Source organism: Terricaulis silvestris (genome assembly GCF_009792355.1).
GTDB classification, from domain to species: Bacteria; Pseudomonadota; Alphaproteobacteria; order Caulobacterales; family Aquidulcibacteraceae; genus Vitreimonas; species Vitreimonas silvestris.
On sequence record NZ_CP047045.1, the window covers coordinates 2,376,013 to 2,393,137 of the forward strand.

Consider the following 17,125-nt stretch of genomic DNA (forward strand, 5'->3'; position numbering starts at 1 on the left):
AATATTGTCAGCCATTTACCCTGATTGACCTGCGGCCGTTAAATAGAGGCCAAAGTCAATTTTGATGGCCTCAAGACACGCGCCAGAACATGGCGACGGCCACTAAGACCGCAAGTGCCGCAAGTTGAACCACGCCCGCTGCGCGGACACGGTACGGGCGGTCGCAATTGCGGCTCCACCGCCCAGCGGCGCGCGCGAGCTGAGACGCCACGCGCCCGAGCAGCGCCTGCCAGGCGCCGTAGAGCCGCAGCAAAACGACACCGACCCATCGTCCCGCGCCGGCCGCCGGGCCGCGGTAAAATGCATCGACATCCAAAAGCCCGCCCGCACGGGGTTGCGGGGCGAGCCGCAGGGCGCGGAGTACCACATAGATCACGCCAGCCGCGCCGAGCAGCTCGAGCTGCGGCGCCATGCGATCAATCGCATATGGCTCGAACGCCAACTCGGTCGGCAACAATCCGTAGAGCCACGCCGGAGCAAGGCCGACGGCGAGGCAAAAGAACACCGCCAATGCAGCGCCGAGCAGCATCGGAAACGGCGCCTCCTTGATCGGCGCGGGCAGTGCGCTGCGAAACGCCGTCATCGCCGGCCGCAACATCAGCGCGACCAGCAGCGCGGGCGAGACGCTCGCCATCAAGATCCAGGCCCACTCCAACTCCCACTGCGCTGTTGCTTCGAGCGCGATCACCGTCGTCGCGTACAGCGCAAAGCCCGGCGCGGCGGCAACGGCAAGCCCCGACGCGATCAGCAGTAGCGAGCTGATTGGCATCACCCGCACCAGACCCTCGATCTCGGATTGCTTCACGTGTCCGGTTCGCCCCAGCACCGCGCCCAGCACCAGTTGCATCGCGAGAAACGCGAATATGAGCGCGAACGCGTGCCCCTCCGCAGCCGCCATGGCCAGCGGTGAGCCAACACCGATCAGCGCCACACAAACACCGGTCTGCGCCGTCAGCCCGCTCGCCGCGGCACGCCGCAAATCGTCCTCCGCCATCGCATAGGCGACGCCGATCACGCCCATCGCCAAGCCGATCGGCGCCAAGATCGGTTCGGCCGGGAAAAGCCGCGCCAAGGCGTAGACACCGAGCATCGATGAAAACACGCTCACCGCGCCCGCGCCCACAGGCGAAGCGTGCGCCGATGCGTCCTTCAGCCAGACATGCGCAAACGGCGCGCCCACGCGGATCATCAACGCCGTAAAGATCGAGGCGCCGCCGATCGTGGCGATGTCCAAGCGCGCAAAGATCGAACTCTCGGCGCCCGCCGAAAGCTGAAACGCCACGCCAACGAGAAACAACAATCCTTCGACGCCTTGCCAAATCAGCAGGCGCACTCCGCTGCGCGCCGCGTTCTCCACCGGCGACGAAAACACCAGCCAAGCCATGGCGAGTCCGGCGAGCGCCGTGGCGGCGACAAAGCTGATCAAATCGCCCACGAACAGCGCGGAAACCGCACCACCCGCCATCAGCAAGATCGCGACGTCCTCGGAGCGGCTGCGCCGCGCGCCGCTGCAAATTGAAATCGCGATCAGCGCAATCAGCATGGCGATTCCGAAGATGCGATTGAGCGCGTCGAGACTGAGCAGCACGACCGGCAGACCCATCTGCGCCGCCGCCGTCGCCGCGCCGAATTCCCGGTCGAGCATGAGCCAAAGCGCAAGCAGGGCCGCACCAGCCATCAGCGGTGCGCGCAATCCCCGCGGCGTCCCAAGCGCCAACAACGCCGCGATGATGCAGACAAAGCCCGGGTTAAGCGTGATCGACAGCATCGCGCTCTCCCGTCGGCTTGCGGCGCAGCAGCAATCGCATCGCATGCGCCATCAACACCGCGCATACCGCCACCACCACACCGAGCATCGCGCGCCCGCCGGGCTGCGCAACTAAGCCAAAGCGCGGTGCGTCATCACGCGCGAAGTCAAAACCGAGGCCCACTGCGAGGGCGACGATACAGAAGAGCAGCGCCAGGCCGGCGATGCCGCGTGTCGGAGGTGGTCCGGGTTTGATCATCGCGGCGTCCACACAGGCGAGAGGAACGACGCCAACGGATCCGCCAACACCAGCAGCCACAACGTCGCCGCCGCGCACAAGATCACCGGCGCCACAAGCAGGATCGACGCACCGTCTGGCCGTTTGAATGCATCCGTGGGCGCGCGTCCCGCGAACGCGTTGGCCGCCAATGGTCCCAGATGCGCAAACGTGAGGATCGCAGCGACGGCGACCAACCCTGCCGCCCACACCACGCCGGTCGCAGCCGACGCTGTGATCAGCCAGAGTTTCGCCCAAGCGCCCGAAAACGGCGGCATGCCGATGAGGCTCGCGCTGCCGATGGCAAAGCCCGCGAACGTCCATGGCATCACGCGGCCCAACCCCGGATAGTCAGTCGTCTGTGTCCGCCCTGTCACTGCCGCCACGGCGCCAACCGCCATCACCAAGGTCGCAGCCGCGCAGCACGTCGCCACGATTTGCAAGGCCGCCGCAAACAACCCAACCGGCACCGCAAGCAAACCGCCCATTGCCACCGCCATCGCTTGCGCCAAGCTTGAATACGCCAAGCGCTCGCGAATGTCCGTCTTCGACAGCGCAATCAGCGCCGAGACGCACATGCCGGCGCCGCAGAGCGCGAGCAAGATCTGCGTCGCCGGCGCCGCCGTGATCAGCGCTGGCCCAAACACATAGGCGAGCACTTTCAAAAGCCCGACGCCGCCGGCGGGCAAAACGGCCACCGCTTGAACGGAAGCAATCGCGGGGAAAGGCGCAGTATGCGCCGCAGGCAGCCAACGCTGCATCGGCGGCGCCGCTGCCGCCGCAATTCCCACCACGAAGAGCACAAGCAAGATATTCGCCGTGACCGGGTCGACGCGCCCCGCCAACACGCCACCAACTTGAAAGTCCTGTGCGCCGGTCAACGCGTAGGTCCAGATCATCGCCGGCAACAGCAGCGCGATCGACGTCGCCAACAGCGTTCCGAGAAATACACGCGCGGCGCGACGTGCATCGTCGTCGCCGCGATGCGCCACTAGCGGAAACGCCGCCAACGCCAACACTTGATAGGCCACGAAGAAGCTCAGCAGGTTTGCCGAAAACGCCACCGCCATCGTGGCGCCGCTCGTCATCGCGACGAACGCCATCAGCCGCGCCGGCGCCTTCTCCTGCACCGCGCGGACCATGCCGGCGTTGTGGATCGCTTGCAGCACGCCCACGCCCGCCACGACCGCTGCCACTAGGGCGCCAAGCGGTTCAATCGTGAACGCCAGCTCTACATTGGGTAGCGGATGCGCCAGCACGATGCGCGCACTCTCTCCGTCGGCGAGCGCCTGGATCAAAACGGCCGCGCACACCGCTGTCGCGATTGATCCGAGGATGTGCGTCAAGTCTCGCAACCCAGGCGGGCGCGACAGCACCAGCACCAGCAACGCCTGCAAGAAGGGCGTCGCCAGGACACCGATGAGGGCGAGTTCGGCCGTCATGGCGCGTGCCCCAGCGCCATCGCCGCCGCGCGCGCCGCCGCATCCAGCAACACCGCAGGCGCGAACGCCAACAACACGCCGCCAAGCGCCGCAAGCAGCAACGGAACGCGCGTGAACCGCCAAACATCGCGCTCACCAATTGCGGCTGCGTTTGCGCGCCGGAAGTACACGCGCTCGATCAAACGGCCACCGTAGAACACCGCGGCCAACGACGCCGCGATCGCCGCGCCCATCGCCCACCACCAGCCCGCGCCAACGCTCGCCTCGATCAGCCGCCAACGGCCCAGAAAACCGATCGTCAGCGGCGCGCCCATCAAACTTAGCGCGCCCGCGGTGACCGCGACGCTCGCCAATGGCGCACGCCGGCTCAGCCCGTCGAGGCCTGCCAAGTCGGAGGACTTCGAAACAGACGCGCCGCCGAGCAGCGCCAAAGCGGCAGCGCTCCAAGCGAACAACTGGATCAACACCGCGCCGAAGCCAGCCGGCGATCCCAACGCCATCGCCAACAAAATGCAGCCCACCTGCGTCGCGCCTGCGTAAGCCACGAGCCGGCGCACGTTCACCGCCCCAACAGCTTGGATCGAGCCAAACGCGACGCTGGCGACGCCAAGCACGACGAACGCTGCCGAAAGCGACTCGGCCACCGCCGGCGCCGCTGACGCCAAAGCGGCCAAGCGCGCCAGCACGGCAAGCGCCCCGATTGCGCCGAGAGTCGTCACCATCACCGCGAATTCGCTGGCGCGGCCGTACGTGGCGCCCGCCCACGGAGAGAGCGGCGCGGCGCCCGCATAGAGCGCAAGCGGCGCAACCATCAGCACGAATCCAAGCACCGCCAGTCGCGGCGCATGAACATGCGCGCTTGCCGCCGCGGCGGCCTCCCCGCTTCCCAGCGCATAGGCAAGACACGCCGCGCCCATCAACATAAGCGCGGCGCCGGCCCCGCCCGCCGACCACATCCGCAGCGCGCCATTGAGGCTCGCGCGATCGGCGTCGCCCGCGCCACCGACGATCAACACCGAGCTGATCCAGCCGATCTGCACGCCCAGCACGACGCCAAGCAGTCCGTCCGAAAGCAGCGCGCCGACCCATCCCGCCGCCGCGCACAATGCGAGCGCCAACAGATGCGGCGTCGCGCGCGCGTTCGCGCCCTGCAACGCCGACGGCGCCGAGAGCACCACAAACACCAGCCACGCCACGATCAATGGCGCACAGAACGCCGCCACGCCGTCCAGCGAAAGCGCGATGCCCGCGTCGCCAAAGCGCGCGGCGTGCATCAGCCGCCGCCAGCCCATGTCGAACGCGACCACTGCCGCCGCCGTCGCTGCGAGCGTCGCAATCACCCAACTCACGCGCGCGCTGGCCGAAGCCGCAGTGCAGGCGCCGCCGACAAACAACACTGCCAGCGTCAGCATTGGTGCGTTCGTCCGCGCGGTTTCGAGCAGCTCTGCGATCACGCGCCCGGCTCCGGCGGTTCGCCTTCATCATCAGCCGCGTCGATCGCGCTCGTTTCGGCGGCGCCGTAAGCCTCCTGCAGACGCACCACGACGGTGGTCCCCACCACGCAATACCCAAGCGCAACGGCGGCGCCAGCGATCAGCCATGAGGGCGGCGCTTGAAGCGCGGCCATCGCGATGATGGCTCCGATTAACGCAACGATGACCCCGGCCACACGCTTCGTCGCGTTCGGCGCCGTCCACGCCGCAACCGCGCCCATCAAGAGCAACATAAATGCGCCGATCAGTACTGCGGCTTGAACGATAAAGCCCGACCCCATCACGAATCCTCGTCGCGCAGCGTCGGCGCGCGGCCCACCAGCACAGCGAGGATCAGCGCGATCCCGGATGCGGTCACAACGAAGACACCAGCTTCGCCAAGCTGCGGCGCGATCTCCAAACGCGGCGCGGCGGCGCTAACAACGGCAAGCGCCAAGCCACCCGCAAGCAGCACGCGCGCCAAGTAAGGCGGGAACGCCGCGCGCGACGCTGCCGCGCCGAACACCAGCACATGCACCGCAAGCGCCAGCCCGAGGATCATGCCCGAGACAAACCCGACGCCCTCGCCAGGCAGCCGCAAGACGAGCAGCAACAGCGCGGCAAGCACGATGATCGGCGCGTAGAACCGCGTCGCCGCCGCAAGCACGATATGTCCGCCGGGCTTCACAGCTCACGCCTCGGCCCGTCGAGCACGCCGCGCTCGCCGTACCCCAGCAGCCCTGCGCAACCGATAGCGACCACGAACAGCAGCGCGCCAAGCCATAAGCTTGGCGCGTCGCCACTCTCGATCGCTTGCGGCCGCGCGTTCGGCAGATCTTGCGCGATGTAAAGCACCACCGCGACGGCGCCCGCCACGCCGATCGCGCTCAACAATGCCACGCCCCGGGCCGGCGCTTTGGTGACGCGCGCGCTGAGCAACACGCCAGCGAGAAGAATGATCGGGGCCAATCCCACGCCGAACGCAGCCAACGCCAGCGCGCCGTCGCCGCCGCGCAGCGCGAGGACCGTCGCCGCGGCCACCGCTGATGTCGCCGCGATCGACAAGCTCATCACGAACAGCGAGCGCGCGTTCACCACCGCGATCGCCGCGGCGATCGCAACGAATACTAGAACGGCGGCAAGCCATGGCCCCGCGGCGGCGATCATTGTCTCGACTCCGGTGGTTTGGCGCCTGGACGCGGCGCGGTGTAGCGCCCAACCGTCGGCGCAAGCCCCGCGGCGTGCGCCGCATTGGCAAGAAGATGCGAGAGCGTTGGCCCAAGTGCTGCAATCAACGCCGCGAGCAAGAGCAAGCGAAGCATCGTCGCCCCGTCGGCCGCGCATAAAGCCAAGCCCAACACCAGGATCGTTGCGCCGACAGCATCCGACACGCGCGCCGCATGCAGTCGCGTGTAAAAGTCGGGGAAGCGCAACACGCCGAGCGTACCGCCAAGCATGAACACGAGGCCGATCAGAACCGCGACGCCGCCCAGCGCATAGCGCACGAGCTCGAGGATGCTCGCCTGCTCCATCACGACGCCTCCTCGCGAGTCATCGGCGCCTGGAATGTCCGCGCGCGGAAGAATTTCAAGGTCGCCGCGCCCAACGCAAACGTTGCGAGCATCAGCACCAGCGCCACATCCACGCCTTCGCTGCGCCCTAACGCCACCGACACCGCCGCGCACAGAAGCGCGCCCTTCACAACAACTGAAATCGCGATCAAGGCGCGGTCATAGAGCGTTGGTCCGGCGAACAGCCGAACCAATGACAAGGCGAGCGTGGCTGCAACGCCGATCGCGGCAACGATGGCGATCATGTCCTCGCTCCGTTGCCCAGTGCACCGATCACACGCGCTTCCAGCGCACCGATATCGGCGGCGTCCACGGCGTCCTCGTCATTGACGTGGATTAGCGCGCTATCGGTATCGGCTTCAACGACCACCACGCCAGGCGCGGCGCTCATCAATTCAGCCAACGCCGCCTTCGCGAAGGGATCGGTTGCACGCGTGCGAACGCGCACGAGCGCCGGGTTCAGCGTAACGTCGGCCGCTATCGCGGCGCGCATCGTGGTGAGCGACCCGCGCACCACCGCGCCGGTTCTTGACAACGCAAGCCATGCGAGTTGCGGCGCGCCGAACGCGCCGCGCGCAATGCCGCCAAAGCGCGCGCTGATCAGAACGCAGACCAACGAGACAGCGGCAACGGCAATCACGACATCGGGTGCGAAGCCGCTGCCAGCGATCACAACGCCGAGCAGAAAAAGGCCAATCAGCATCGCTGCGGCGTGAAGCATTGGTGCGCCTCCCCGCGCCGCCGGCGCGCGGCTGAAGACTTAGCCCTGTGGGGAAGGATTCGCCAGTTGGAAGCGGTGCGGCGCGCTAGCCGTTGCGGTGAAACAACAACGCCGCGTTGCGCCGCGCCAGCGACAGTTCGAGACCTGCATCTTCGAACGAAACGCGCTCGATATTCACAGCATCGGCTGTGAAAGACCAATTCCAGTAACGGAGTACGGTTTGCGCCTTCGCGGTCGCCAATGTGTCAAACACGTAAACTGTGCGGCCAAGCGGATTGTCTGTGACATCGGGGTCGCCGTATGGGCGCCGCAGCGCCCGCCACAAGGCCAGCAAGGCCGGACGCTTCAGTCCAACAGCTTTGCACAGCACGCCAATGGCTTCGCCGCCTGGATCGGCGAAAACTTGCGCTGCCGTTGTCGGCTTCACGCCCGACAAGTGCGCGATCTCGCTCAACAATCCGCGATCGAGCCCTTGCTCTGTTGCGGCTAGGGCGCCTTCGAGCGAACCGTAAGGACTTTTCGCCGCCGCCGCGCGGTTGCGCTGACGGCGTTCGATCACTTGTAGCGTTTTGCGCGTGTCGGGATCGGACCAGCCTTCCGCGGCGGCCAGCGCGAAGACATCGCCGAGCTCTTGCAACAGAACGTTCCGATCGATGGCAAAACGACGCAGAATGTGAAGCCGCGCCTGAAAATTTGCCCACCAGAACAAAACCAACGCCTGCGTTTGACGCAGTTCCGGCCGCGCAACAATGTGCGCCGCGAGCCCCGGCGCCTGCCGCGATCGCGCAACAGCGATATCAACACCCTGGGTCGACAGCCGCGAGTACGCGTTGCGCAGTGTCGCTTCGATCACATCGACGTCGCCGCTCTGCAGCAGTGCGTCCGTCACCGGCTCAGACAATCCGCGCCGCCGCGCAATGGCCAACCAGTGCGACGTCATCCCGGCCCTAATCGTGGCGATCAGGTCGGAATCATCAAAGCCAGCGCCGCTCTCCAACAGCATCTCGGCCACGCTGATATCGTCGCGCGCCAAGTACCGCAGCAAAGTCTTAGGTGCGTCGTTCACACGTGCGAGCCCTTGCGCGCAGCGACGGCGCAACTCCGTGTTGCTGGTCCGCAACAAGCCAACCAGCACGTCGGCCGCCAGCTGGCGCTCATGCGCCGGGATACGGCTTTCCGGCCACGAAACGATATCGCACAGCCGCTGCACCAGAGCGGTGCGCGCCTTGGGCTCGTGCGCCTCGCTCAATTCGAGCGGCGGCGGGTCGGACGGGAGATGATTCGCGCGCGCCATATAACGGTCGAGTGAGCACGTGCGGCGTTAAGCTCTCGTCAATGCAACCCGAATGAACGCTGGACGCGAGCAACACCCCGCCTTTATGCCAAGCGCGATGGAACCCAAGGACGAGCCGTCCGGACGCTGGGAGCCGCCCGAACTCGCGTTCTACTACGCGATGGTCGGGTGCTATTTTTTCGCGTTCGGCATGCAGTTCGTGCTGTTTCCGTCCCTGGTGGCGTTCTTCCTAGGCGCTACGCCCGCTGGTGTTGGCCTGGCTCAATCAGCGCTTTCGGCGCCGATGTTCTGCTTCTTGCTGTTTGGGGGCCTGTTGGCTGAACGCGCCAAGGCAGGGCCGACACTGGCTAAGCTTCATGTCGCGTTCGCCATCGCCTCGATCGGCCTCTGCGCGATCGTCATGGCGGGTGCGCTCAGCTACACCATTCTCATCGGCTATGCCGTGCTGGTGGGCGGCTGTGCCGCGTTCATGATGCCGGTGCGGGATGCTGCGTTGAACGGCGTGGTGATGCGCGAGTCCGCCCGCGGACGCCACACACCGATCGCAACCGCCGCAGCGACAACCACAGCGGTGCAGATCGGCGCGCAGATCGCCGGCATTCTGGTCGCGCGCGACGCAGGGGCTGAACCAGGGCCGTACCTCGTCTTGCAGGCCATCGCGCTGTCGATCGGCGCCGGCATTTCGCTTCTGCTGCAGGCGCCAAAGCCGACCGGACACGAGCGCAGCGTCGCCGGCGCGCTCCGCGACATGCGTGACGGGCTCACTTATGCGTTCCGCAATCCGATCATGTCGCCGATGCTGATCTCCGCCGCTTATGTCGGTGTGTTTGTGATCGGCTCATTCCAAGTCCTGTTCCCGCTGATCGTGCGCGACGCCTACGGCGGCGACGCCGACACGCAGGCCGCGCGCCTGGGTTCGCTGTTCGCGGCTTTCTGGGGCGCGTCCTTCATTTCCGCCGTGATCTTGAGCCGGACCAAGCCACTGAAGCGGCCAGGCCGCGCCATGATCCTATCGCACCTGGCAGGCGCCGCAGCGTTGTTCACGTTCGCGACCGACAAGCCGTTTCTGATGTTTATGGCGATCGTCGCATTGTGGGGCTTGAACGCCGGTGTTGCGATTTCGATGAGCCGCACCATCGTGCAAGGCGCTGCAGGCCAACGCTATTTGGGCCGCGTGCTCGCCGTCTATTCAATGGGCTTCATGGGCGGGGCGCCGATCGGCTCCGCCATCGTGGGTTTCGCAGCAAGCGAATTGGGGCCGCGAACGGCGGCGCTCATCCCAGCGGTGGGACTCGCGCTCGCCGCCGTAGCCCTCGCGTTTCTAACGCCGCTTTGGCGTTACGGCGGCGAGCCCACCGATCAACCTAATTAGCGGCGGCGGTTAGCCGGCCGCGCATTGTACTCGGCCACGTCCGCTTCCCAAGTCGTTGTCGCCGTGTTGAGCGCTTCAACAGCTGCGTTGTGCTCTAGTACGCGAGCGTCCGTTTGCGTGCGGAGCGCCTGGGCTTCGGCGTGCCGGCATACAATAACTTGGCGGTAGGCTTCAGCCCACGCCGTGTACGTGGTGTTGGCGGTGTCCATATCCGAGCGGCTTGCGGTTGCGCCGTCCGGCAATGTCGGCGCCGGCAGCAGCGCGCCGCAGGTGGACGGGGGGATAGGGGTCGGCGAGGTGGCGGTGGTTTCACCGGCCGTTTGCGCGAGCACGGGGGTGGCGATCAGCATCGCCGCGACCGCGACGCCCATAAACAGCTTCATCCATATTCTCCTGGAGTGCGTAGAAGACGCGAAACTTAGCCCTCACTGCCCGCATGTGCGAGCAAAACAGGGCTAAAATGCGGAAAACCGCCCGCGTCGCGTTTATTCAGCCCGGAAGGGAACGCGCATACGATAGCGCCCTTCAACCGGCGTTCCGTTGCTCCGCGCGGGCTCCATCCGATGCTCGGCTGCGATCCGTAGAGCAGCATCGCCAAAGCCCCACTCCAGTGGTGTCTCCGAGATCACCCGGCAGCGAAGGTCGCCCGTTGTCGCGACCATGCAGTCGAGCACCACCATGCCCTCAACGCCGCGCGTGATCGCCGCACGAGGATAGTAACGCTGCAAATTGCGGGGCCGGCGGAGCCACTGCGGGTCCGTGATCTCCTGCGCTACGGCTAGCGTCGGCGGACCGTCCGCTACGATATCTGTTGTCGGATCGGCGGGCTGAGACGGCAAGATCGTGGTCATTGGATCCGCGGCCGTCGTGGGCATGCGCACGGGCTGATTGACTGGTTCAGGCGGTGGCGGCGTCGGCGGTGGTTCTCGCACCGTTTCGAAAGTCGGCGCTTCCGGGAACGGGTCGGCAATCTCCAGCACGTACGTGAACGTCAGCGCGACGATCACCAGGCTGCCCAAAATTCCCGCTGACGCGAGCAACGACGTTGCCCGCACTGTGGCTGTTTCGCTCATGATTTTTCCTCCGAGTTCGCCTCTTTGCGGGCGTTTGTCCCAGCGGAAGCCTGAGCTGCGTTTGCGGTGCGCGCTATTCACACGCGCGAGAGCGCGATCACTAAAACGAGAAGCCGCGAGGCTGTTAACCCTCGCGGCTTCGTTGTTGAACGCTGCCGTTCGGCTTAGCTGCCGAGGCGCCAGACAATCGTTCTTCGGATGCGGCCACCGGTGGTCGGGCGTCCGTCCGAGGTTTGCGCGGCGACGCGGAAGTGACGCGCCACACGAAGCGCTGCTTCACCAAAGCCCCAGTTCGGCGGGTCTTCCGAGGTCACCGAGCATGAGATGCGGCCGCCAGCATCGACCAAGCAGTCGAGCGTGACGCGTCCTTCCTGGCTGCGATCCATCGCGCGCGGCGGATAGTAACGCGCGTAGTCGCGCGCATCCGGTTGCTCCAGCCAGGTGACGCCGGTGAGAACCGAAGCCACAGGCGGAGACGGCGGCGGATCGACGGCCACCGGAATGGGCGTCGGCGTCGGCGGGGCGGATAGATCCGGCGGCGGCACGCGCTGTTCAGGCGGCGGCGGCGGCGGCGGACGATCCGGCGGCGGCGGTGGTGGCGGTGGCTTTTCCTTCTCTTCGATTTCGACTTTCACGGCGTCGGAGTCTTCGAAGAGATCGCTCATGGCGCTGAACTTGTTGGTCAGCGCCATATAGATCAGCACAACGCAGATAAGGCCTGCGAGGCCGAGTGAGATGAGACGAAGGCGGACCATCTGATCTTATCCTTCGCTCTGCGCCAGTTCAGAGAAGATGCCGACTTTGGCGAAGCCTTCTTCCTGAAGCTGACTCATGACGTTGACCACGTTGCCATACGCCGTGCTTTGGTCCGCACGGACGAAGATGCGCGCTTCCGCATAGACGTCGTTGAAGTCCAAAGCCGGATTGTTGTTGCGCGCGTGATCAAGCGTGACCTGACCAAGCTGCGAAAGCTGTACAACTTCTGAGTCGACGGCGATCACCATGCCAGCGCCCGTTTCGCTGATGATTATGAATGTCGGGTTCAAGCCTTCAAGTCGGATAGGAACCGGGTTCGGCGGTGGCAGGTCGACGCGAATGTCGACCGTAGGGATCGGCGCGGTGACCATGAAAATGATCAGCAAAACCAGCAAGATGTCGATAAAAGGGATGACGTTCGGTTCCGAGAAACCGTCTTTGGAGGCGCCTACTTTACCGGCCACGGGCTACCTCCGGTCTTCGGCGACGAAGCCGATCTTGGTGAAGCCCTTTTCCTGCAACCGGTTCATTGCCCGCACGACGTTGCGATATTCGAGGCCAGCGTCAGCGCGGATATAGATGCGCTGATCCTTGATCTCAAACTCGTCGTTGGCGATCTGCGGAGAGTTGACCTTCACAGACTCGTATGTGGCTTCGCCGAGCCGGTCCATCGCGACGAGGTCGTTCATGACGTAGACCTCGACGCCGCTGGCGCCGGCGCTGAGCGAAATCCAGGTTGGCCGCGGCGGCCGCTTCGAGGGGTCGATCTTCGAAGCGGGCATGTCCACTTCGATATCGACGCTCGAGATAGGCGCGGCGATCATGAAGATGATCACCAATACGAGCATGACGTCGATGAACGGAATTACGTTCGGATCGGCGTTCACGTCGAGGCGGCCTTTTTTGCCGCCTCCAGATGAAATTTTACCCGCCATAGGCGTTATCCTCCAAGGCTATGGCTGGGCTCAACCGGCGCGGCGGTCCATGTCTCGCGACACGAGCGAGATGAACTCGCCGGCGAAGTCATCGAGCTTTTGGCCTTGCTTGGAGATTTGCTTGGCGGCGAAATTGTAGATCAGCACCGCCGGGATAGCCGCGGCGAGACCGGCGGCGGTCGCGAGCAGAGCGCCGGCGATGCCAGGCGCGACGACCGCGAGCGAGGTGGTTTGCGATTTCGCGATGCCGACGAAGGCGATCATGATGCCCCAGACCGTGCCGAACAGACCGATAAACGGTGCGTTCGCGCCGATCGACGCCAGGAACGTCATGCTGGAGCCAAGGTCTTCGAGGTGCTCGTTCTGGCGGGTCGACATCGCGGACGCGACACGTTGCATGGTGTGGTCGCGCGCGTCGCGCATGGTGTAGAGGCCGAGATCTTGCGTCCGGCGGACTTCCGCCATGCCCGCATCGAACATCGACTTGATGCCGGAGTTCGGCAACTTGCGGACGATCGCTTCGGCTTCTTCAACCGAGTTCGCCTTGCGGAACGCGGCGAGGAAATCCTTCGTCTGCTTCGAGGCCTTACGCATCACGTAGATTTTTTCGAACAACAGCGCGACGGCGTAGATGGCGCAGAGCGCCAGGATGATCATGACGCCGAGCTCGAGCGGCTCGAGCTGGCGGACCAGCTCCATGAGGCTGACTTCTTGGTGGCCGGCGGCTTCAGCCGCCGCGTCGGCGCTCCGTTGCTTCGCTGCTGCGATATCTGACGCGCTCGGCGCTGGGCCAGACGGCGGCGCCGGAGTAGCGGGCGTGACGCCCGGAGCGGCTGCTGGTGCTGCACCTTGCTGCGCGAACGTCAGCAGCGAATAAATCAAGCTCATTGTCTGCCCTTTTGCCTCTGCCTGTTGTGCTCTGACGATCGAGAACGAGCATAAGAACCGCGCGTTCGGCGTCGCCGCCTAGTTCATCTCTAGCGTGATGGCGATAAGAGGGCGTCTGGTCCGCCCATCGGACCCGGGATCGCCTCCACCCACCAAATCCAGGCCGCCGCAATGATCGCGGTCTTCTCTCCCAGACGGTACTTCTAAACCGCGCCTAAACTTTAGGAAATAGTGCGCTTGTCAACGTCTCCCACGCAGTGGGCGACCTTTCCGGCCGCCCATCCCCCAACCTGCGCTGGATGCCCCGAACGTGAGCCAGCGCGCAATCAAAACTTTCGTGATCGTCATGCGTTCCCACGATGCGGCGAAAACATGTCCCAAAAGGGTAGTGTAGCCTCTACTTTCCGTGCCGGCGCCGCCTAGGAGACGCGAGAATGGCCATGTCCGCACAAGACCTTGAGGGCCTGCTCCGCGACGCTTTCGCCGATGCGGACATCAAAATCGACGATCTCGCCGGCGACGGCGATCATTATCGGGCCGTGATCCGCTCTGACACCTTCGTGGGCAAGAGCCGGGTCGCCCAGCATCAAATGGTCTATGCCGCCCTCAAGGGCCGGATGGGCGGGGAGCTTCATGCTCTTGCCCTGGAGACTGGCCCCAAGTCGGCTTGATGGAGGCGAGCGGCGCGCTTAAGTGCGGCTCAGGAGCAGATATGTCCGACTCGCAAGAAACCATCGCCCGCACCATCGCGGACAATGACGTGGTGCTTTTCATGAAAGGCACAGCCGACCAGCCCCAGTGCGGCTTCTCAAACCAAGTCGTGCGCATCTTGGATCATCTTGGCGTCGACTATAGCGACGTGAACGTGCTCGCTGATCCTGACATCCGCGACGGCGTGAAGGTGTTCTCCAGCTGGCCCACGATCCCGCAGCTTTACGTCAAAGGCGAATTCGTCGGCGGCTGCGACATCGTCCGCGAGATGTTCCAAACCGGCGAACTGAAAACGCTCCTTGCCGACAAAGGCCTGCTCGAAACCGCCTAAGCCCTACGCCGTTCGTCCGGCCGCTCCGTCACTTGCAGATTGAGCTTCACGATCACTCCGTCGCGCAAAACATCGAGCGCGACCTTGCGCCCGATCTTGTCGCGCGTAAGCACCTTGTGCACAGCATCGACCGACGGCGTTGATAAGCCATCGAGCTTCAGCACGACGTCGCCAACACGAAGCCCCGCCGCCTCGGCCGGCCCGCCGCTATTGACGGCCGCAACCAGTACACCGCTCCCGACGTCGAGGCCCACGCGTCGCGCCAGAGCGCGTGACAATTCCTGCGTTTGACCGGCGATTCCAAACCAACCACGCGACACGCGCCCGTCGCGCATCAGTTCGGGGATGACCAGTTTCGCCGTGTTGCTCGGCACCGCGAAGCAGAGCCCCTGTGCACCGCCGATGATGGCGGTGTTGATGCCAACCACCGCGCCATCGCCGTCCACCAGCGCCCCGCCTGAATTGCCCGGATTGAGCGCTGCGTCAGTCTGGATGACGTCCTCGATCAGCCGGCCGCTTTCGCCGCGCAGCGTCCGCCGCAACGCCGATATGACGCCCGCCGTCACTGTCGCCTGCAGGCCAAGCGGATTGCCGATGGCGATCGCGAGTTCGCCAACCTTCAACGCATCAGAATCGCCAAGCTCCGCCGAAGCGTGCATGCGACCATTCAACCGCAAGAGCGCCAGGTCCGTATCCGGATCGGTCCCGACGATCTCGGCGGTCGTCACGCTGCCGTCATTCAGCACGCCTTCAATCCGACCGGCGCCGCGCACGACGTGATTGTTGGTCAGCGCATAGCCATCCGGCGAAATGATCACGCCCGAGCCCGCGCCATCATAGAGATCCCGCGCCCTGCTCGTGCGCCGAATGCCGATAACGGCTGGGCCGATCTCCTCGACCACACGGATCACTGTTTCCGAAAACCCGTCTCGTGGACCGCGCCGTGGCGGCGCCGAGACGAACGTGCTTTTGCGACCGAACATGAGGGCAAACGTAGGAACCGCCCGCCCGCGTCGCTAGGGCGCTTTCGCAGCCCCTTGGCATGCCCTACATCCCGACGAGATGCCTCCCCCGCCAGTCACGCCACCGCGCCCATTCCACCTCTTGACGTGGCTGCGCAATTCTTTCCTCACCGGCGTCGCGCTGGTCCTGCCGTTCGTCATCACCGCCTGGCTGATCTGGATCGTCGTCACCTTCATCGACACGCGGGTCGAACCGATTATCCCGCCCGGTTTCGAGTTCTTTACCCGCTTCCCGGGCGGCGGCGTAATCCTCGCAATCGCAGCGCTCACCGTGGTCGGCGCGCTCGCGGGAAATCTCGTCGGCCGTTGGATTGTGAACACCGCCGATAGCGGCATCGCCAACTTACCCTTGGTGCGCACGATCTATGGCGGCGCCAAGCAAGTGTTCAAGCAGGTCGCAGCGCCCGAGCGCACGTCCTTCAAGCAAGCCGTGCTGGTAGAATTTCCGCAGCCGGGCTCTTACGCGATCGGCTTCATCACCAACGAAGACACCGCGGAGGTCGCGCACGACATCGGCGTCGATCTGGTCGCGGTTTATGTCCCGCAAGCGCCAATCCCGACATCCGGCTTTCTGCTCTACCTGCCGCGCAACGCCATGCGACCGCTGGCGATCCCGCCGGACGAAGCGCTCAAGCGCGTAATCTCGCTTGGCATCATCCGCAAAGAAGATAGCCTGCCCTCTAAGTGATCTTGAAGTCCGAAGGCTTCCAATCAGTCTTCGGATATTTCGGGTTCATGTCTTCCAGCGTCCGGCGCACAACCGCCGAGATGATGGCGTTGCGTTGCCATTTTCTGTCGGACGGCACGACACGCCACGGCGCGTGCTCCGTCGAGCACCGATCCAGCGCGACCTCATATGCCTTCTGGTAGTCGCTCCAAAGTTTGCGGTCTTCGAGATCGTCCGCATTGAACTTCCAATTCTTTGCTAGATCATCGAGCCGCGCCTGCAGGCGCTCTTTCTGCTCGTCCTTCGAGATGTTGAGCATGAACTTCAGCACGGTGACGCCGTTCTCGGTCAAATGCCGCTCGAACGCGTTGATCTGCTCGTAGCGCCGCTCCACCACATCCGCTGGCGCCAGCCCACGCACCTTCACCACCAGCACATCTTCGTACTGCGAGCGGTTGAAGACGCCGATCATGCCCTTCTTCGGCGCTGCCATGTGAATGCGCCACAGGAAGTCGTGCGCCAATTCCTCTTCGCTCGGTCGGCCGAACGCCGTGACAGCCACGCCAAGCGGCCCGCAGCGATTGAACACCGCGCGCACCGTGCCGTCTTTCCCGGAGGTGTCGATGCCTTGCAGGATCACCAACAACGCGCGCGATCGCCCCGCCCACAACGCATCCTGCAATCCGTCAATGGCCTTGGCGTTTTCCTTTGTCTCAGCTTCCGCCGCTTCCCGTTCCGGAAACAGCTCATCCGCAACCGTGCTGCGTTGCGCGAGCTTCGAGGCTTCGCCTGGCTGCACCAGAATAGCGTCGTTGATCGACTTAATCAGCTTCGGCATCGACGCCC

At 64.8% G+C, this 17,125-nt stretch carries 23 protein-coding genes; 4 read left to right on the forward strand and 19 right to left on the reverse strand.

What is annotated here, in order from left to right:
* Window positions 1–70: 70 nt before the first annotated feature.
* From DSM104635_RS12125 to DSM104635_RS12175, 11 genes are all read right to left on the reverse strand, one after another.
* Window positions 71–1,768, reverse strand: coding sequence for a proton-conducting transporter transmembrane domain-containing protein (locus DSM104635_RS12125; RefSeq protein ID WP_158766449.1), 1,698 nt, complete (start codon window positions 1,766–1,768; stop codon window positions 71–73).
* Complete coding sequence (locus DSM104635_RS12130) at window positions 1,749–2,006, reverse strand: hypothetical protein (protein ID WP_158766450.1); 258 nt, start codon at window positions 2,004–2,006, stop codon at window positions 1,749–1,751. Before DSM104635_RS12130 ends, DSM104635_RS12125 begins: the two co-directional genes overlap by 20 nt.
* Window positions 2,003–3,466 (reverse strand): proton-conducting transporter transmembrane domain-containing protein, encoded by a 1,464-nt coding sequence (locus DSM104635_RS12135; RefSeq protein ID WP_158766451.1) that lies wholly within the window; start codon window positions 3,464–3,466, stop codon window positions 2,003–2,005. Before DSM104635_RS12135 ends, DSM104635_RS12130 begins: the two co-directional genes overlap by 4 nt.
* A complete protein-coding gene (locus DSM104635_RS12140) occupies window positions 3,463–4,920 on the reverse strand; it encodes a proton-conducting transporter transmembrane domain-containing protein (RefSeq protein ID WP_158766452.1) in 1,458 nt (485 codons plus the stop codon). The genes DSM104635_RS12135 and DSM104635_RS12140 overlap by 4 nt, the downstream gene beginning before the upstream one ends.
* A complete protein-coding gene (locus tag DSM104635_RS12145) occupies window positions 4,917–5,240 on the reverse strand; it encodes a hypothetical protein (protein ID WP_158766453.1) in 324 nt (107 codons plus the stop codon). Before DSM104635_RS12145 ends, DSM104635_RS12140 begins: the two co-directional genes overlap by 4 nt.
* The gene (locus DSM104635_RS12150) at window positions 5,240–5,626 is read right to left on the reverse strand and encodes an MnhB domain-containing protein (RefSeq protein WP_158766454.1); all 387 of its coding nucleotides are present in this window, start codon (window positions 5,624–5,626) and stop codon (window positions 5,240–5,242) included. Before DSM104635_RS12150 ends, DSM104635_RS12145 begins: the two co-directional genes overlap by 1 nt.
* Complete coding sequence (locus DSM104635_RS12155) at window positions 5,623–6,105, reverse strand: hypothetical protein (protein ID WP_158766455.1); 483 nt, start codon at window positions 6,103–6,105, stop codon at window positions 5,623–5,625. The genes DSM104635_RS12150 and DSM104635_RS12155 overlap by 4 nt, the downstream gene beginning before the upstream one ends.
* Entirely contained in the window at window positions 6,102–6,470 is a 369-nt protein-coding gene (gene mnhG, locus DSM104635_RS12160; RefSeq protein WP_158766456.1) for a monovalent cation/H(+) antiporter subunit G, read from the reverse strand. Before mnhG ends, DSM104635_RS12155 begins: the two co-directional genes overlap by 4 nt.
* The gene (locus DSM104635_RS12165) at window positions 6,470–6,754 is read right to left on the reverse strand and encodes an MrpF/PhaF family protein (RefSeq protein WP_158766457.1); all 285 of its coding nucleotides are present in this window, start codon (window positions 6,752–6,754) and stop codon (window positions 6,470–6,472) included. The genes mnhG and DSM104635_RS12165 overlap by 1 nt, the downstream gene beginning before the upstream one ends.
* Entirely contained in the window at window positions 6,751–7,230 is a 480-nt protein-coding gene (locus DSM104635_RS12170; protein ID WP_158766458.1) for a Na+/H+ antiporter subunit E, read from the reverse strand. Before DSM104635_RS12170 ends, DSM104635_RS12165 begins: the two co-directional genes overlap by 4 nt.
* Window positions 7,231–7,315: 85 nt before the next feature.
* Complete coding sequence (locus DSM104635_RS12175; RefSeq protein WP_158766459.1) at window positions 7,316–8,524, reverse strand: DUF2336 domain-containing protein; 1,209 nt, start codon at window positions 8,522–8,524, stop codon at window positions 7,316–7,318.
* Between the two features lie 52 nt (window positions 8,525–8,576).
* Between DSM104635_RS12175 and DSM104635_RS12180 the strand changes: the two genes are divergently transcribed.
* Window positions 8,577–9,896 (forward strand): MFS transporter, encoded by a 1,320-nt coding sequence (locus tag DSM104635_RS12180; protein ID WP_158766460.1) that lies wholly within the window; start codon window positions 8,577–8,579, stop codon window positions 9,894–9,896.
* Here DSM104635_RS12180 and DSM104635_RS12185 read toward each other — a convergent pair.
* From DSM104635_RS12185 to DSM104635_RS20085, 6 genes are all read right to left on the reverse strand, one after another.
* On the reverse strand, window positions 9,893–10,279 hold the full coding sequence (locus tag DSM104635_RS12185) for a hypothetical protein (protein ID WP_158766461.1): 387 nt from the start codon (window positions 10,277–10,279) through the stop codon (window positions 9,893–9,895). The genes DSM104635_RS12180 and DSM104635_RS12185 overlap by 4 nt on opposite strands.
* 102 nt (window positions 10,280–10,381) lie before the next feature.
* Complete coding sequence (locus tag DSM104635_RS12190) at window positions 10,382–10,969, reverse strand: TonB family protein (protein ID WP_158766462.1); 588 nt, start codon at window positions 10,967–10,969, stop codon at window positions 10,382–10,384.
* Window positions 10,970–11,133: 164 nt separating this feature from the next.
* Window positions 11,134–11,724, reverse strand: a complete 591-nt coding sequence (locus tag DSM104635_RS19795) for an energy transducer TonB (RefSeq protein WP_187448149.1) — start codon at window positions 11,722–11,724, stop codon at window positions 11,134–11,136.
* 6 nt (window positions 11,725–11,730) lie between these two features.
* Window positions 11,731–12,189 carry a biopolymer transporter ExbD gene (locus DSM104635_RS12205; protein ID WP_158766464.1) on the reverse strand — a complete coding sequence of 153 codons (459 nt, stop codon included), beginning with the start codon at window positions 12,187–12,189 and terminating at the stop codon, window positions 11,731–11,733.
* 3 nt (window positions 12,190–12,192) lie between these two features.
* Window positions 12,193–12,660, reverse strand: coding sequence for a biopolymer transporter ExbD (locus DSM104635_RS12210; RefSeq protein WP_158766465.1), 468 nt, complete (start codon window positions 12,658–12,660; stop codon window positions 12,193–12,195).
* A gap of 30 nt (window positions 12,661–12,690) precedes the next feature.
* Window positions 12,691–13,548, reverse strand: coding sequence for a MotA/TolQ/ExbB proton channel family protein (locus DSM104635_RS20085; protein ID WP_158766466.1), 858 nt, complete (start codon window positions 13,546–13,548; stop codon window positions 12,691–12,693).
* 434 nt (window positions 13,549–13,982) lie between these two features.
* On the opposite strand from DSM104635_RS20085, the gene DSM104635_RS12220 reads away from it, so the two are divergent.
* Both DSM104635_RS12220 and grxD read left to right on the forward strand, forming a co-directional pair.
* The gene (locus DSM104635_RS12220) at window positions 13,983–14,219 is read left to right on the forward strand and encodes a BolA/IbaG family iron-sulfur metabolism protein (RefSeq protein WP_158766467.1); all 237 of its coding nucleotides are present in this window, start codon (window positions 13,983–13,985) and stop codon (window positions 14,217–14,219) included.
* A 41-nt stretch (window positions 14,220–14,260) separates the two neighbouring features.
* Window positions 14,261–14,590, forward strand: a complete 330-nt coding sequence (gene grxD / locus DSM104635_RS12225) for a Grx4 family monothiol glutaredoxin (protein WP_158766468.1) — start codon at window positions 14,261–14,263, stop codon at window positions 14,588–14,590.
* Here grxD and DSM104635_RS12230 read toward each other — a convergent pair.
* Window positions 14,587–15,573 (reverse strand): S1C family serine protease, encoded by a 987-nt coding sequence (locus DSM104635_RS12230; protein WP_158766469.1) that lies wholly within the window; start codon window positions 15,571–15,573, stop codon window positions 14,587–14,589. The genes grxD and DSM104635_RS12230 overlap by 4 nt on opposite strands.
* Window positions 15,574–15,652: 79 nt before the next feature.
* Here DSM104635_RS12230 and DSM104635_RS12235 point away from each other — a divergent pair, with 79 nt between their 5' ends.
* Window positions 15,653–16,300 carry a DUF502 domain-containing protein gene (locus DSM104635_RS12235; protein ID WP_158766470.1) on the forward strand — a complete coding sequence of 216 codons (648 nt, stop codon included), beginning with the start codon at window positions 15,653–15,655 and terminating at the stop codon, window positions 16,298–16,300.
* Here the strand turns inward: DSM104635_RS12235 and DSM104635_RS12240 are convergent.
* The gene (locus DSM104635_RS12240) at window positions 16,293–17,117 is read right to left on the reverse strand and encodes a PPK2 family polyphosphate kinase (RefSeq protein WP_158766471.1); all 825 of its coding nucleotides are present in this window, start codon (window positions 17,115–17,117) and stop codon (window positions 16,293–16,295) included. The genes DSM104635_RS12235 and DSM104635_RS12240 overlap by 8 nt on opposite strands.
* Window positions 17,118–17,125: the final 8 nt, after the last annotated feature.

Excerpts from the sequence above, each read along its gene's own strand:
- grxD (WP_158766468.1), top strand. The coding sequence starts at position 14,261 with ATGTCCGACTCGCAAGAAACCATCGCCCGCACCATCGCGGACAATGAC.
- DSM104635_RS20085 (WP_158766466.1), bottom strand. The coding sequence starts at position 13,548 with ATGAGCTTGATTTATTCGCTGCTGACGTTCGCGCAGCAAGGTGCAGCA.
- DSM104635_RS12230 (WP_158766469.1), bottom strand. The coding sequence starts at position 15,573 with ATGTTCGGTCGCAAAAGCACGTTCGTCTCGGCGCCGCCACGGCGCGGT.
- DSM104635_RS12155 (WP_158766455.1), bottom strand. The coding sequence starts at position 6,105 with ATGATCGCCGCCGCGGGGCCATGGCTTGCCGCCGTTCTAGTATTCGTT.
- DSM104635_RS12175 (WP_158766459.1), bottom strand. The coding sequence starts at position 8,524 with ATGGCGCGCGCGAATCATCTCCCGTCCGACCCGCCGCCGCTCGAATTG.
- DSM104635_RS12235 (WP_158766470.1), top strand. The coding sequence starts at position 15,653 with ATGCCTCCCCCGCCAGTCACGCCACCGCGCCCATTCCACCTCTTGACG.
- DSM104635_RS12145 (WP_158766453.1), bottom strand. The coding sequence starts at position 5,240 with ATGGGGTCGGGCTTTATCGTTCAAGCCGCAGTACTGATCGGCGCATTT.
- DSM104635_RS12240 (WP_158766471.1), bottom strand. The coding sequence starts at position 17,117 with ATGCCGAAGCTGATTAAGTCGATCAACGACGCTATTCTGGTGCAGCCA.
- DSM104635_RS12180 (WP_158766460.1), top strand. The coding sequence starts at position 8,577 with ATGAACGCTGGACGCGAGCAACACCCCGCCTTTATGCCAAGCGCGATG.
- DSM104635_RS12190 (WP_158766462.1), bottom strand. The coding sequence starts at position 10,969 with ATGAGCGAAACAGCCACAGTGCGGGCAACGTCGTTGCTCGCGTCAGCG.
- DSM104635_RS19795 (WP_187448149.1), bottom strand. The coding sequence starts at position 11,724 with ATGGTCCGCCTTCGTCTCATCTCACTCGGCCTCGCAGGCCTTATCTGC.
- DSM104635_RS12170 (WP_158766458.1), bottom strand. The coding sequence starts at position 7,230 with ATGCTTCACGCCGCAGCGATGCTGATTGGCCTTTTTCTGCTCGGCGTT.
- DSM104635_RS12210 (WP_158766465.1), bottom strand. The coding sequence starts at position 12,660 with ATGGCGGGTAAAATTTCATCTGGAGGCGGCAAAAAAGGCCGCCTCGAC.
- DSM104635_RS12185 (WP_158766461.1), bottom strand. The coding sequence starts at position 10,279 with ATGAAGCTGTTTATGGGCGTCGCGGTCGCGGCGATGCTGATCGCCACC.
- DSM104635_RS12135 (WP_158766451.1), bottom strand. The coding sequence starts at position 3,466 with ATGACGGCCGAACTCGCCCTCATCGGTGTCCTGGCGACGCCCTTCTTG.
- DSM104635_RS12165 (WP_158766457.1), bottom strand. The coding sequence starts at position 6,754 with ATGATCGCCATCGTTGCCGCGATCGGCGTTGCAGCCACGCTCGCCTTG.
- mnhG (WP_158766456.1), bottom strand. The coding sequence starts at position 6,470 with ATGGAGCAGGCGAGCATCCTCGAGCTCGTGCGCTATGCGCTGGGCGGC.
- DSM104635_RS12220 (WP_158766467.1), top strand. The coding sequence starts at position 13,983 with ATGGCCATGTCCGCACAAGACCTTGAGGGCCTGCTCCGCGACGCTTTC.
- DSM104635_RS12130 (WP_158766450.1), bottom strand. The coding sequence starts at position 2,006 with ATGATCAAACCCGGACCACCTCCGACACGCGGCATCGCCGGCCTGGCG.
- DSM104635_RS12125 (WP_158766449.1), bottom strand. The coding sequence starts at position 1,768 with ATGCTGTCGATCACGCTTAACCCGGGCTTTGTCTGCATCATCGCGGCG.